The sequence below is a fragment of the Parabacteroides sp. An277 genome, assembly GCF_002159645.1.
Classification (GTDB): Bacteria; Bacteroidota; Bacteroidia; order Bacteroidales; family Tannerellaceae; genus Parabacteroides.
Window position 1 is genome coordinate 46921 of sequence record NZ_NFJB01000023.1, and the last position, 14871, is coordinate 61791.

13 protein-coding genes are annotated in these 14871 nt (G+C 46.0%); 11 read left to right on the forward strand and 2 right to left on the reverse strand.

From position 1 onward, the window contains the following. Nucleotides 1–16 precede the first annotated feature (16 nt). From B5F77_RS10370 to B5F77_RS10415, 10 genes are all read left to right on the forward strand, one after another. Nucleotides 17–1372 (forward strand): MFS transporter, encoded by a 1356-nt coding sequence (locus tag B5F77_RS10370; protein ID WP_087330483.1) that lies wholly within the window; start codon nucleotides 17–19, stop codon nucleotides 1370–1372. Between the two features lie 160 nt (nucleotides 1373–1532). Beyond that, the gene (locus tag B5F77_RS10375) at nucleotides 1533–2312 is read left to right on the forward strand and encodes a GDSL-type esterase/lipase family protein (protein WP_087330485.1); all 780 of its coding nucleotides are present in this window, start codon (nucleotides 1533–1535) and stop codon (nucleotides 2310–2312) included. Then, nucleotides 2309–3766 (forward strand): DUF4153 domain-containing protein, encoded by a 1458-nt coding sequence (locus B5F77_RS10380; protein ID WP_087330486.1) that lies wholly within the window; start codon nucleotides 2309–2311, stop codon nucleotides 3764–3766. The genes B5F77_RS10375 and B5F77_RS10380 overlap by 4 nt, the downstream gene beginning before the upstream one ends. A gap of 352 nt (nucleotides 3767–4118) precedes the next feature. Continuing rightward, nucleotides 4119–4652 (forward strand): DUF5063 domain-containing protein, encoded by a 534-nt coding sequence (locus B5F77_RS10385; protein WP_087330509.1) that lies wholly within the window; start codon nucleotides 4119–4121, stop codon nucleotides 4650–4652. Between the two features lie 3 nt (nucleotides 4653–4655). Further along, a complete protein-coding gene (locus tag B5F77_RS10390) occupies nucleotides 4656–5255 on the forward strand; it encodes a 3'-5' exonuclease (RefSeq protein WP_087330488.1) in 600 nt (199 codons plus the stop codon). After that, nucleotides 5242–6426 carry a class I SAM-dependent rRNA methyltransferase gene (locus tag B5F77_RS10395; protein WP_087330490.1) on the forward strand — a complete coding sequence of 395 codons (1185 nt, stop codon included), beginning with the start codon at nucleotides 5242–5244 and terminating at the stop codon, nucleotides 6424–6426. Before B5F77_RS10390 ends, B5F77_RS10395 begins: the two co-directional genes overlap by 14 nt. 251 nt (nucleotides 6427–6677) lie before the next feature. Continuing rightward, nucleotides 6678–8816, forward strand: a complete 2139-nt coding sequence (locus B5F77_RS10400; RefSeq protein ID WP_087330511.1) for an alpha amylase C-terminal domain-containing protein — start codon at nucleotides 6678–6680, stop codon at nucleotides 8814–8816. Nucleotides 8817–8827: 11 nt separating this feature from the next. Next, nucleotides 8828–9802: a type I phosphomannose isomerase catalytic subunit gene (locus tag B5F77_RS10405; RefSeq protein WP_087330492.1), complete on the forward strand. Its 975-nt coding sequence runs from the start codon at nucleotides 8828–8830 to the stop codon at nucleotides 9800–9802. Nucleotides 9803–10099: 297 nt separating this feature from the next. Next, nucleotides 10100–10279: a T9SS type A sorting domain-containing protein gene (locus tag B5F77_RS10410; RefSeq protein WP_162607982.1), complete on the forward strand. Its 180-nt coding sequence runs from the start codon at nucleotides 10100–10102 to the stop codon at nucleotides 10277–10279. A 133-nt stretch (nucleotides 10280–10412) separates the two neighbouring features. Continuing rightward, nucleotides 10413–12080 carry a putative transporter gene (locus B5F77_RS10415; RefSeq protein WP_087330496.1) on the forward strand — a complete coding sequence of 556 codons (1668 nt, stop codon included), beginning with the start codon at nucleotides 10413–10415 and terminating at the stop codon, nucleotides 12078–12080. A gap of 398 nt (nucleotides 12081–12478) precedes the next feature. Here B5F77_RS10415 and B5F77_RS10420 read toward each other — a convergent pair whose 3' ends face one another. Then, nucleotides 12479–13660, reverse strand: a complete 1182-nt coding sequence (locus tag B5F77_RS10420) for an MFS transporter (protein ID WP_087330513.1) — start codon at nucleotides 13658–13660, stop codon at nucleotides 12479–12481. Between the two features lie 15 nt (nucleotides 13661–13675). Further along, complete coding sequence (locus B5F77_RS10425; RefSeq protein ID WP_021928755.1) at nucleotides 13676–14002, reverse strand: multidrug efflux SMR transporter; 327 nt, start codon at nucleotides 14000–14002, stop codon at nucleotides 13676–13678. 156 nt (nucleotides 14003–14158) lie between these two features. On the opposite strand from B5F77_RS10425, the gene B5F77_RS10430 reads away from it, so the two are divergent. Then, nucleotides 14159–14722, forward strand: a complete 564-nt coding sequence (locus B5F77_RS10430) for a Crp/Fnr family transcriptional regulator (protein WP_087212931.1) — start codon at nucleotides 14159–14161, stop codon at nucleotides 14720–14722. Nucleotides 14723–14871 lie beyond the last annotated feature (149 nt).

Sequence of the window (14871 nt, forward strand, 5' to 3'; positions counted from 1 at the left end):
AAAACTAAAATTACATATGACAGAATTCATACAAAAAAAACTCAGTGATTCGAAGGCGGCCCGCTGGACAGCATTGGCCATCGTCGCCTTCACGATGTTATGCGGCTACTTTCTAACAGATGTCATGTCGCCACTCAAACCCATGCTCGAAGCTGAATTGGCTTGGACCAGTACCGATTTCGGGTTCTTTACCTCCGCCTATGGTTGGTTTAATGTCTTCTTCTTGATGCTCATCTTCGGCGGAATGATTCTTGACAAGATGGGAGTCCGCTTTACGGGAATGATGTCGTGTATCCTGATGCTTGTCGGATGCGCCATCAAATATGCAGCCATAGCAGGATATATTGGTACCAGCGGAGAAATCCTGGGCTTTAAAGCGCAAGTGGCTTATGCTTCGCTCGGCTATGCGATTTTTGGCATGGGTGTAGAGATTGCCGGCATCACCGTCTCGAAGGTGATTGTCAAATGGTTTAAAGGGAAAGAACTCGCCTTGGCGATGGGATTGGAAATGGCGACGGCACGTATCGGGACGATGTTGGCTATGGCTATTACGGTTCCTTTCGCGAAATACTTCCAAAGCGTATCGGCTCCGGTGCTGCTCTGCCTCATCATGCTTTGTATCGGAACCATATCGTATATGGTATATGTGGTAATGGATAAAAAACTGGAGGCTTCGATGGCGGGCGAAGAGGAAGAAAAGGAAGAGCCGTTCCGCTTCTCGGATGTGTTCCTCATTATCCGGAACCGTGGTTTCTGGCTGATTGCCCTTCTTTGTGTTTTGTTCTATTCAGCCGTTTTCCCCTTTATTAAATATGCCACCGACTTGATGGTGAACAAATATGGTGTGGAGCAAGAATTGGCCGGTTTCATTCCCAGCCTTTTGCCTTTAGGGACATTATTCCTCACGCCCTTCTTCGGAAACCTGTACGACCGACATGGCAAAGGAGCCAGCATCATGCTCCTCGGTGCCGTGATGCTCATTATTGTGCATCTCTTGTTCGCACTGCCCATCTTGAATGTATGGTGGTTTGCAACGGCCATTATGATTGTGCTCGGCATCGCCTTCTCACTCGTGCCCTCCGCGATGTGGCCATCCGTTCCGAAAATTATCCCAGAGAAACAACTCGGTACAGCCTATGCGCTTATCTTTTGGGTACAGAACTGGGGACTCATGGGGGTTCCTGCCTTAATTGGTTGGGTATTGGATAGCTATTGCAAACTCGACACGACGAACGGAGGTCCTGCCTACGATTATACCCTTCCGATGGTCATCTTCATGTGTTTCGGCATTGTCGCCCTCTTCGTAGCCTTCCTCTTGAAACGTGAAGACAAGAAGAAAGGATACGGATTGGAGCTTCCCAACATACAGTAAGAGGTCGATTTCTCTTCTTCTTGCCCTATCACGATTCCCCTTAGCAAGGAAACATAGTTCCCCAGGCTAAGGGGAATTTCTTTTCCCCTCTCCTTTCTATTCTGGGGAAAAATTCGTTTCTTTGCCCTACATTCTATCAAACCATCATAAATTATAGTATATGAAAAGGATTCGGAAATGGAGCTGGGTGGCGCTCCTCGTGGGGCTGGTTGGCGTGGTATATGCACAAGAAGCACCGAAAAAGCACCTCAATATCATATTCATCGGGAATAGTATCACGCACGGGGCGGGGTTGGCAAAGCCATCACACGAAGCCCCTCCGGCACAAGCTGTCTTCTATTTGAACCAGCAAGCAGGCATCGGGCAGGTAAAGTTCAGCAATCAAGGCGTGAGCGGATGTACGACTGTAGATTATTTACCCGAAACGCACACCTTGTTCGACCAAGCTAAACAAGCCGCAGACCTATTGGCCGACGAAGACTGGGCTACGCTCCTCTTTTCCATCATGCTGGGAACAAACGACAGTGCCATGGAAGGAACAAATGGAGCACCGGTATCGCCCGAACAATATACCCGAAACATGACACAACTAATCGATTCCCTGTTGGCTTTGTATCCGACTTGCAAGGTAGTGGTACATCGCCCCATTTGGTATAGCCCGAATACGTATAATGGCGCTAAGTACCTGCAAGAGGGACTGAATAGACTTGAATCCTATTATCCAGAGATTCAGGCACTGATAAAAACGTATGCCCGAAAAGCACCCGGGCGTGTTTTCTTGGGTGATACAGAGGCTTTCGATTTCTTCAAAGAGAACGAAGCCAAGTTCCAACATGAGCAAGGCCGTGCCGGCATCTTCTTTCTGCATCCCAACCAAGAAGGTGCCAAAGATTTGGGGAAATTCTGGGGAAAAGCAATTTATAACGCATTAGGATTATGAAAGCAGACAAGCTACTTCTCTTTTGGCTGAAATGGAAACAGAGTGTGAAACGGAATCCGATAGAATCCTTTCTGGCGGTGTGTTTCTGTATTTTATGGTTAAGTCTGCTTTTCACAGACAACCATGCTATTGTGAATCTGTTGCGGTATGCCCCGGTTGTATTCTTACTTGCTTGTATCTTCCATGCCCATAGCAAACAAAAGGTAGTACGCTGGCTCTATTATCTCTCGCCTTTACTATTATTAATTCCCTTTTACGGAATCGATGAAGCCGTCGTATCGCTTCACTATTTTTTCACGTTGGTAATCATCCAAATTCTATATATCTTGGCCACAAGCCGAAAGGACGACCGTTTGTTTGCCAACGGAGCATTGAATTATGTGAAATCGGTCGGGATTTCGTTTGTCCTCTCTTTGACTATTTTGATTACTTTATGGGCCATTATCGCCTCTATCAGTTACATATTTGATATATGGAAAGGGAATGAGGACGATTGGTTATTAGCCATACAAGCCATTGCCTGGGCTTTTTGCATGCCTCTCCTGTTCGTTCTATTCCAAGACACCTACAAAGACAAGGCCATACGACCGAGCAAAGCGTTCCATTTCTTATTGAATTACATTCTCTCTCCGGCATTAATAATCTATACGGTTATTCTTTATCTTTACATGTTGAAGATTGTGATTGCCTTCGAGCTTCCGAAAGGACAGATAGCCTATATGGTGACGGCCTTCGTCAGTGCGTTTTTCATCTTAAAAGGTTGCCAATGCTTCTTGGAAAAGCCGATATATGTCTGGTTTTATCGAGGGGCAAGCTGGATCACATTGCCCACATTAATATTATGTTGGGTAGGTATCGTCTATCGGATTCGCGAATATGGATTCACCGAACCGCGTGTTTATCTGATAGCCGTAGTATCGGTATTGACCCTTACCGCATTCCTCTTTTTCTTCCGCCGGTTGCCCCATTATACGATAGCGGCATGGTTCGCAACGATTCTCTTTTCGATCATTACATATATACCGGGCATATCCGCTAAACATATTGAAGATTGGTCGCAAGCCCAACGGCCTGAATCCGAGAAAAAAGCCCGGCAGGAAGAGATGATAACCATTCTTTCGAAAGAGTCTATGGATATTTCCGGCTACAAACAGCTTTATTTTTTGGATCCCTTCTCGGGAGAGGGGAACTATTACCTAACATCTAAAGATAGCTTAAGCCTTTATATTCAAGACAGCTTGGTTTATCATAACCATTTCTCCCGCATCTTTGCCAACCAAATGCAGCAAGCAGGGCTTTCTCTGTCGGATTCCATTCCAGAAGGGAAATATACCGAACTCTTGCGCGTGGACTTGGATTCGGCCCTTATCCTTTTCGAAAATTACACCCTATTCCGAACCGATTCGGGATACCATGTCCAATATATGCAACCTAAATGCTACTTAACGCGTTAACCCCTCCGGGAAAAATCCGTTAAGTTCTTTGGAAAAATAGAAAAGCTCCGAGAAAAACTCTATCTTTAGGCTAAAGATATGCATCTGCAACCTGAAGATATATATCTTTAACTTGAAGATATGTATCTTTAGCCTAAAGATAGAGTTTTTCTCGGGACTTTTCCAATTTTAGGTCGGACTTACGCCCGTTTATCCGGTACATTTAGATTTTTTCTTTCCTCTTCTTAACACGCTTTGCAAGCATTTCTTCATAAAATCTTGCATCCACAGGACAAGAACGTGCCGATATGTCAAGACTTATGTGTATATTTGCATCTCGAAAGAAGAATTGAGAAATATCCAGCATAAATTCATGAAGAAAAAAACAAATACGGTATATGACCGGAATACGGTAGAGTTTGTGACGGTGGCATTAGAATATTGTACCTTCATGGAAGGTGCCGCGCAGATGGAACAGCTTGATTTTGTAGACAAAGCTACCAAGATTCTCCCTCTGCTTTACCTCAAGGCGGCGTTGCTTCCGGAGGAGGACGTGGACGATATGTTCGACCCCGAACTGTACGTGACAGAAACTATGTACGACGCCGTGCGCACAGACGTGGCCGGTTTGTTGGGTGAACATGACACCTACCTGGATACTTTCCGCCCGGACATGGCTTATAGCGAAACCCCCATCGCCGCGTTTATCTCCGAAGATTTGGCAGACGTCTACCAAGACGTAGGAAACTTCGTCTCGCTTTTCCGCCAAGGAAACGAGGAGGTGATGCAAGAAGCCGTGGCGCTTTGCCGGACCAACTTCTGCAACTATTGGGGGCAACGGTTGCTAAACGCACTTAAAGCGTTGCACGATTTAAGATACAGAGATGACGATTTGAAGGAGCAATAATACATGAATACTGAATACGCACATACGATTACGAAAGAGGAAGTAGAGGAGCTTCCGATGGAGAAGTTCGAAGGGCGGATATTCGTCTTGACGAACGAAAAGGAGGCGAACCGCGCCGTGGATTATTTGGAGCGCTATCCTGTATTGGGTTTTGATACGGAAACACGTCCGAATTTTCGGAGAGGGAAAAGAAATAAGATTGCGCTGGTGCAACTATCAACAGAAGATACCTGTTTCTTGTTTCGGCTGAACCGCATGGGGTTTCCTGCTTCGTTGAAGAAGTTGCTGGGAAATGCAGACGTAAAGAAAGTAGGACTTTCGTTGCGAGACGATTTCGGGGCGATTCGTAAACGGACGGAAATCGAACCGGAAAATTTCCTCGACTTGCAACCTTATGTCGGACAATTCGGTATCGAAGCGGCCAGCTTGCAAAAGATTTATGCCATCCTGTTTCAGAAAAAAATATCCAAAGGACAACGTCTCTCGAATTGGGAAGCTGAAATCCTTACGGAACCACAACAACGCTATGCTGCGCTGGACGCATGGGCATGCCTACATATTTACAAACAATTGAATAATCAAACAACTGATGAGTTATCATAAAATATACTTGAAACCCAAGAAAGAAGAATCGCTGTTGCGTTTCCATCCGTGGGTTTTCTCGGGGGCTATCCAACGTATAGAAGGCAAACCGGAAGAAGGAGACATCGTAGAAGTTAATAGCGCCGACGGACGTTTTCTGGCGTTAGGACATTTCCAAATCGGAAGCATCTCGGTCCGTATCCTTTCATTCAAGCCTTGCGAAATTGACCATGCCTTTTGGGTAGAACGCATCCGCATCGCTTACCAATTGCGTCAAATACTGGGATTGGTCGATACACCCGCCAACAATACCTTACGCCTGGTGCATGGCGAAGGAGACAATCTGCCAGGGTTGGTCATCGACGTTTATGCGCATACAGCCGTAATACAAGCTCATTCGGTCGGGATGCACCGCGCTCGGTACGAAATAGGCCTGGCTTTGCAAGAAGTAATCGGCGAAAAGCTACAAAATATATACTACAAATCGGAAACCACGCTCCCGTTCAAGGCTGGACTCGACAATGAAAGTGGTTATCTCTACGGGCACGATGTGGAAGACATCGCCATGGAAAACGGATTACGCTTCTATGTCGACTGGCAAAAGGGACAAAAGACGGGCTTCTTCGTTGACCAACGTGAAAACCGTTCGTTGCTGGAACGTTATTCGAAAGGGCGTTCCGTCTTGAACATGTTTTGTTACACAGGCGGTTTCTCCTTTTATGCCATGCGCGGAGGAGCCAAGCTGGTCCATTCGGTTGATAGTTCAGCCAAAGCCATCATGCTCACAAACAAAAACGTGGAATTGAATTTCCCCGGCGATATGCGTCACGAAGCATTCGCGGAAGATGCCTTCAAGTATTTGGAACGCATGGGAAGCAATTACGACCTGATTATCCTCGACCCGCCTGCTTTCGCCAAACATAAGGAGGTGTTGCGAAATGCACTCCAAGGATATCGCAAACTCAACGCCATCGCGTTCGAAAAGATTCAGCCTGGCGGTATCCTCTTCACCTTTTCCTGCTCGCAAGTCGTAAGCAAAGAAAACTTTCGTTTGGCTGTATTCAGCGCGGCAGCGCAATCCAAACGCAAAGTGCGCATCTTGCACCAATTGACGCAACCGGCCGACCATCCCGTCAACATCTACCATCCGGAAGGTGAATACCTAAAAGGGTTAGTATTATATGTAGAGTAAACGCATAGGTGTTTTTAAACACGGAAACACAGCGACTCGGAGTTTTAATTTCCCCCTAAATGAATCCCGTGCTTCTGTGTCTCCGTGTTTTTTCTTTCCCCCAATATCCTTTTACATCGGATGTAAAAGGATTTCCAGACGCTGGAAAACCCGCCGCAACCCCTATTTTGTAGGGAAAATCTGCATTCTTCGCGCTTCATTCTTCATTTTTTTATATCTTTGTGCCATAGAACCAATTAAAGAAAATGAACATGGAGTCATTGAATCTTATCAAGAACGACCCGTGGCTGGAGCCTTACACGGCCGCCATCGAAGGGCGTTACCAGTACGTGCTGGACAAAGAAAAAAGTCTGACGAACAACGGAAAGATTTCCCTGTCGGATTTTGCGTCCGGGTATCTCTACTTCGGATTGCATAAGACACCGAAAGGATGGATTTTCCGCGAATGGGCACCACATGCAACTGCTATCTACCTGATTGGCACATTCAACAATTGGCAGAAGAGCGAAGAATACCGGCTGACACGCATCGAAAACGGCAACTGGGAAATTATCCTGCCATCCGATATGCTGCACCACGAAGATTTATTCAAACTCTGGATTGAATGGGAAGGTGGATGCGGCGAGCGCATTCCGGCCTGGATTCGACGCGTCGTGCAAGACCCCGAGACAAAAATCTTCAGCGCACAGGTTTGGAATCCCGAAGAACCCTATAAATTCAAGATAAAGAAATTCAAGCCCGATACGGCTCCTCTCATGATTTATGAATGCCATATCGGCATGGCAACCAACGAGGAAAAGGTAGGTTCGTACAACGAATTCCGCGAGAACGTGTTGCCGCGTATCGTGAAAGAAGGATATAACGCCATCCAAATCATGGCTATACAAGAACATCCCTACTACGGTTCGTTCGGTTATCATGTAAGCAGTTTCTTTGCGGCCTCTTCCCGTTTTGGAACGCCGGAAGATTTAAAACGACTTATCGACGAAGCACACACAAACGGACTGTCCGTCATCATGGACATCGTTCATAGCCACGCCGTAAAGAACGAAGTGGAAGGTTTAGGAAGGTTTGATGGTTCGTACGACCTTTATTTCCATGGAGACAGCCGCCGCGAACATCCGGCATGGGATTCACTTTGCTTCGACTACGGGAAAAACGAAGTGCTGCACTTCCTGCTTTCCAATTGCAAATTCTGGTTGGAAGAATATAAGTTCGACGGATTCCGCTTCGATGGCGTAACGTCAATGCTATACTATAGCCACGGTTTAGGCGAAGCATTCTGCAATTATGGTGATTATTACAACGGACATCAGGATGGCGACGCGATTGCCTATCTGACGTTGGCCAACAAACTTATTCATGAAGTCAATAAGAACGCCATCACCATTGCGGAAGAAGTGAGCGGTATGCCGGGATTGGCAGCTAAAATCGCAGACGGAGGCTATGGATTCGATTATCGCATGGCGATGAATATCCCCGACTTCTGGATCAAAACCATCAAAGAAAAGAAAGACGAAGACTGGCATCCATCAGCTATTTGGTGGGAAACGACCAACCGCCGTGCCGACGAGAAGACTATCAGTTATGCGGAAAGCCATGACCAAGCGCTCGTGGGCGACAAAACCATCATTTTCCGGCTCATCGATGCCGACATGTACTGGCACATGCAGACAGAAGACCATAATTTCATGGTAGAGCGTGGTATGGCATTGCATAAAATGATTCGCCTCGTGACGGCTACAACCATCAATGGAGGTTATCTGAACTTCATGGGTAACGAGTTCGGCCATCCGGAATGGATTGATTTCCCTCGCGAAGGAAACGGTTGGTCTTATAAATATGCTCGTCGCCAATGGGATTTGGTAGACAATATGAATCTGAAGTATCATTTCCTGGGAGATTTCGATCGTGAGATGGTCAATCTCATTCGGAGCGTGAAGAATTTCCAAGATACACCAATCCAGAAAGTGTGGGATAACGACGGAGACCAAATCTTAGCTTATATGCGTAAAGATTTAGTGTTTGTCTTCAACTTTAGTCCTACAAAATCTTTTACTGACTATGGATTCTTGGTGCCAAAAGGAGAATACGAAGTAGTACTCGATACCGATGCGCCGCGCTTCGGAGGTTTTGCCCTGAACGACGATACAGTTCGCCATTTAACTCAATTCGATCCGCTTTATAAGAAAGAAAAGAAAGAATGGTTGAAGCTTTACGTCCCGGCACGTACGGCCATGGTGCTCCGTAAGGTAAAACCCGCCAAAACGGAAGCAACCGCAACAAAAGCAGCCAAAGCAGCGAAAGCCATGAAGGAAGAAAAAGTGGCCAAAGCCGCAAAAGCCGTCAAGAAAACAACCAGCAAAACAACAAATAAAAAACAGAAATAAGAGAATATAATATGTTGTATCCATTGACATTTAAACCGATCCTGAAGAATGTGATTTGGGGCGGTTCAGCTATTTGCCCGTTTAAGGGCATTACACCTGTGCAAGAAGGTGTAGGCGAAAGTTGGGAATTATCACACGTAGACGGAAATTTCTCGATTGTGGCCGAAGGCGAGTTGGCGGGTAAGTCGCTCGATGAATTGATTCAGGCTCACGGCAAAGAGCTTGTGGGTGCCCATGTATTGGAACAATTCGAAGGCCGTTTTCCGCTGTTGATCAAGTTTATTGACGCACGCGACAATCTTTCCATTCAAGTCCATCCTAACGATGAATTGGCCCGTGCGCGCCACAATTCTTTCGGTAAGACGGAAATGTGGTATGTCATCAAGGCCGACAAAGACGCGTCGCTCTACTCTGGGTTCTCGCAGCAAATCACGCCGGACGAATACGTAGAACGCGTAAAGAACAACACAATCATGGATGTGCTCCAACGCTATGACGTGAATGCGGGTGATGTATTCTTCCTTCCGGCCGGACGCGTGCACGCTATCGGCGCCGGTTGCTTCATTGCGGAAATCCAGCAAACCAGCAACATCACCTACCGCATTTACGACTACAACCGAAAGGATAAAAACGGCAACACGCGCGAATTGCACACGGAATTGGCAAAAGACGCGATTGATTACACGCTCTATCCCGACTACCGTACGCACTATAAAGCGCATTCGAACGCAACCGTGAACTTGGCTGATTGCAAATACTTCACGACCAACTTGATCGATATGGACGCGCAAATGGTTCGTAATTTTGAAGAGTTGGATTCGTTTGTAGTTTATATCTGCATGGAAGGCAGCGCGACTATCGAGGACAATAACGGCTATAAGATTTCCATCCATCAAGGACAAACCGCCTTGATTCCGGCCGCAACCAAGTCCGTCACCCTGACGCCTGTCCCCAAGGCGAAGTTCTTGGAAGCCTACATCAAGTAACTTCTTTCATTTCATTTTTGATGTTTGAAATTCAAAGAGGCGCAACGGCTCAGGCTAAAGCGCCTCTTTTTTTGTCCTTTCTAAAGCAAAGACCAACTCATTATCTTATATTGAAATAGCAAAACCGGCACTTTTGTATAACAAAAGTGGCACTGTTGTATGGCAAAAGTGGCACTGTTGCATACCAAAAGTGCCACTTTTGATAACTCGATATAGGATAAAGAGCCACCCGATATAGGAAAACGGAATAAACAGTATCGAAAAAACGAAATCCAAGTAGCAAATACAACTTTCCGTTTGACGCAAGGAGCTGTAGAAATTAGCACGGAACAACCGACCGACATCACTATCTACACAATGCAAGGCATCCAGAAAGTAGCCCGCCGCATTCCGGCCGGTACTGCATCCATCGCCTTGGAACCTGGCCTTTATATTTTGCAACTGAACGGGAAAGGACATAAGATTGTAATCCGGTAATCTGCCCCACCCTTTCTTAATTATATGCAATCGGAACCCTTGCCCAGGTGTAGGGGTTCCGATTTATTATCTGGATTTTATTCGTTTATTCCGTTAAATTCCCGTACCTTTGCATCCATCTAAACATGCAAGTATGAATTGGATACAAGAAACTTTCCTACAACCTACGATGATTCAGGCTGTTGCCGTGATCAGTATCGTGTGTGCCATAGGTGTTTATCTGGGGAAACTGAAAATGTGGGGTATCTCGCTGGGAATTACCTTTGTGTTCTTTGCGGGAATATTAGCGAGCCATTTTGGAGTAGTCGTCAATAAAGACATGCTGCTATTTGCCCAAAACTTCGGATTAATCATTTTCGTATATACGTTGGGGTTGCAGGTAGGTCCCGGTTTCTTTTCTTCCCTCAAAAAGGGTGGTATCTTGCTCAATTCGGCAGGTATGTCTGTTATTTTCATCGGATTGATAATGACAGTTGCATTGCATTACATCACGGGAATTTCTACTTCCGACATGATGGGTTTGCTTTGTGGAGCGGCCAACAATACGCCCTCGTTGGGAGCCGCACAAGAGGCAATGATGCAAGTTGCACCCGACGATGAGAAAGGCGTAACCGATATGGCTTTGGCCTGCGCGGTAGCCTATCCGATGGGCGTCATCGGAGTAATTCTTGCCATTATCACGTTACGTTCACTATTCCAGCGGAAAGGAGAAAGAACCGACGAGAAAATAGCTACATCTCAAACGTTCGTAGCTGAATTTCAAGTATGTAATCCTGCTATTTACCATAAGAGCATTAAAGATATCATGACACTGACGGACAAACATTTTGTGATTTCGCGTGTCTGGCGGAATGGGAAAGTAAGCATCCCCACATCTGATACGATGTTGGAAGAGCACGATCATTTGCTTGTGATTTCAGTCAAATCGGATGTGGAAAGCATCAAAGTGCTCTTCGGTGAACAAGAGAATGTGGACTGGAACAAAGCGGATATAGATTGGAATGCTATCGACAGCCAACTGATTTCCCGCCGGGTCATCGTCACGCGAAACCGCATCAACGGCGTAAAACTCGGTTCGCTCCGACTCCGCAATTTATATGGTATCAACATTACACGCATCAACCGTGCAGGCATCGACCTCCTCGCATCACCAGACTTACGCTTGCAGATAGGTGACCGCCTGACCATCGTGGGCGAAGCCAATTCGATTAGCAACGTCAGCAAACTCTTGGGCGACAAACTTCGCCGACTCCGCGAACCGAACCTTTTGGCTATCTTCATCGGCTTAACGTTGGGCGTATTAATAGGTTCCATTCCCATTGCGATTCCGGGTATGAACACACCTATCAAATTGGGCGTAGCCGGTGGTCCAATTATCGTGGGTATTTTGATGGGCGCTTTTGGTCCACGCATTCACCTGACAACTTATACAACGCAGAGTGCCAATCTGATGATGCGTCAAATGGGCATCACGATATACTTGGCTGGATTGGGACTCAGTTCCGGAGAGCATTTCTTCGAAACTGTATTTCGCACGGAAGGACTACTTTGGTTGGGTTTAGGATTTGCGCTGGCAATTATTCCCGTGTTGATTGTCGGCTTCATCATGTCTCGTTTCTTTGGTGTGGATTATGCACATAATGTGGGGATGCTCTGCGGTTGCATGACCAATCCCATCGCCCTCGATTATGCCAACACTACGGTGGAAGGCGATGAACCTTCTGTAGCCTATGCCACAGTGTATCCACTCTCCACCTTCCTGCGCATCATTACGGCGCAATTGGTGATCATGTTATGTTGAAAACACGTTATTTTCGACGAAACAAATCGTATTGGCTTATCGCAGAAAATTGTAAAAAAAGAAATAGTCATTTTCTTCTAAAAAAATATTTTTCAGCGGAAACAACGGCTGGAAAAAGAAAAACGTTTTTACCCAAAGAAAAAACAGGAAAGATGGTCCCGACCTTTGTAAGTTCCGCCCTTTTTCACTAAATCTGTATAAGGAATATACCTCTTTGAAATCAAGAGAGTTAGAAGAATTACTTCGTTTTCAGGTAATGGGTTGGCAACCGTTCTAATTGCCGCAGTCTACATCGCTTTGCTTGTTTGGGTAACTCTTACGGCACAAAGGTATGAAAAATATTCAGGCTGGAAAATCATTCCAAAAATTATTTCAGTCTGGATATTTGGCATCCACCCTTATGCCGTTTTGGGCTTGAAGCAATTAACGAGCAAGGAAGCCACGGTAAAAGCTATTCCCGTCCAAACCACACCTGCCCATCCGTAATGTTGCCAAAACAGGCCTGAAACGAATGTACCAGCAGAGCCACCCAAGAAGTAAATGGTCATATAAACGGTATTGACACGATTGATAGCGGATGCATCAAGGGCGACCACGCTGGTCTGGTTGGACAGATGGATACATTGCATTCCTGCATCAATCAACAGGATAGCGACTATCATCCATACATAGCTGGCATTCCCCCAAAATGCCAAGAACCATGCAGCCAATACCACACATCCTCCGACAATAGAGAAGAACCTTGCGCCATACTTTTGGATATAGCCGCTGATGAAAACCACCGTGGATGCACCTGCCAATCCGCACAAACCGAGTGCGCCGATAATATCGTCACTCGCAAAGAAAGGCTCTTGTTTCATCCGGAAAGCAAGGCAACTCCACAATGCGAAGAACGAGCCATAAGCCAATGCTGCCCTCAAAGAAGCGATACGCAAGTATGGGTATTTGTAGAGCAGGCGCAGCAAGGATTTCATCAATCCTGCATAAGTTTCTTGTGAACGGGCAGACAGCACGGGCAGCATCTTGTAAATCATCAGAAAGCATCCAAGCATAAACGCACAAGCGACGAAATAAACGGAACGCCATCCCCAAATATCAGCGAGAAAGCCACTGAATACCCGTGAACCAAGAATGCCTATTAGCAGACAGGATTGTATAATCCCCACGTTGCGCACCTTGTGTGCGGGTGCTGAATGATAAGACACCAACGGGATGAAGAACTGCGGCATGACCGAAGACGCTCCGGCAAGCAAGGATGCACCCCATACCCAATAGATGTTAGGGGCAAGTGCTATGGCAAGCAATGCGCACGATGAAATGATATAATTGGTCAATATCAGCTGCTTTCGTGAAACCAAATCGCCAAGCGGAATGACAAACACAAGTCCGACTACATAACCTATCTGGGTCAATGTCGCAACCATGCTGGCAGAAAAGTCGCTTACCCCAAAATCCTTTGCCATGCTGCCCAACAAAGGCTGGTTGTAGTAGCAGTTGGCAACGGAAAGCCCGGTAGCGACTGCCATCAGAGCCAGCAGAGGTGCCGGAATGCCATGGTTTTCTCTCAATTCATATTTCATCATTTATTCCTCCTTTCAGTATGACACAACTTTCAATCCAATCAAGGAGGCAATGAGCGTGAACAGGAAGAAAAGCCGTATGGGAGTGGCCGGCTCTTTGAAAACGAATATCCCAATCAAGACCGTGCCGACCGCTCCGATACCCGTCCAAATGGCGTATGCCGTGCCCAAAGGCAAAGTCTGAACCGCTTTGGCAAGTAATGCCATACTCAATACCGTGGAAGCCAAGAAACCGCTTCCCCACAGATAAAAACCAATACCTGATGCCTCTCTCGTTTTTCCCAAGCAGAATGTAAGGCTTACCTCAAACAATCCTGCCAAAAATAAAATTATCCAATTCATACCTATGATTTATTAAATTCGGGTGCAAAAGTAAGCAAGTAATTTCTAACCGTTTTTTACATTTGGTAAAAACGGCTTTTGCATTTGGCAAAAAACAGCTGTTTGTATCTGTTTCTGTGCGTTATTTTATAATTTTGTACCACAACAAAATGACTTATGGATATAAAGGAAATCATCAACCTGAGATATGCCATGCCGGATGCGTCTTTGGACAAGTTGCGGCAATGCCTGACGGAAGTTTCCTATCCCAAAGGCTTCCGCGTGCTGGAAAGTGGCAAGGTGGAGAAGGACATCTTTTTCATCAAGAAAGGCATTGTCCGCGCCTATACTTCGGTGGACGGAAAGGACATTACCTTTTGGGTCGGCAAGGAAGGGGCGACTCTCGTTTCCATGAAAGGATACGTGAACGATGAGCCGGGATATGAAACGATGGAGCTGATGGAGGATTCAGTCCTGTATGTATTGGAAAGAAAAAAACTGAAAGAATTGTTTTCAGAAGACTTGCACATCGCCAATTGGGGGCGGCGTTATGCGGAAATGGAATTACTTGCCACTGAGGAACGATTGATTTCCATGTTGTCTGCCATCGCTTCGGAACGGTATAAGGAGTTGTTAGAGAAAGAGCCTGATTTGTTGCAACGGTTACCATTGGGAAGTATCGCAACCTATTTAGGTGTCACACAAGCGAGCTTGAGCAGGATTAGAGCACAAATAAAGTGACGTTTCAATCAGCGGGTAGCAAGCGGTTTGGGTCTGCCCAAAACACAAACTTGCTACCCTCCCGTTGGCATCGTTTATAATCTCATGCCCTTGTCTCTCCTAAGCGGCTTAACAGTCCTTTTAATGGATGAGAACAGCCTGCCAAACTG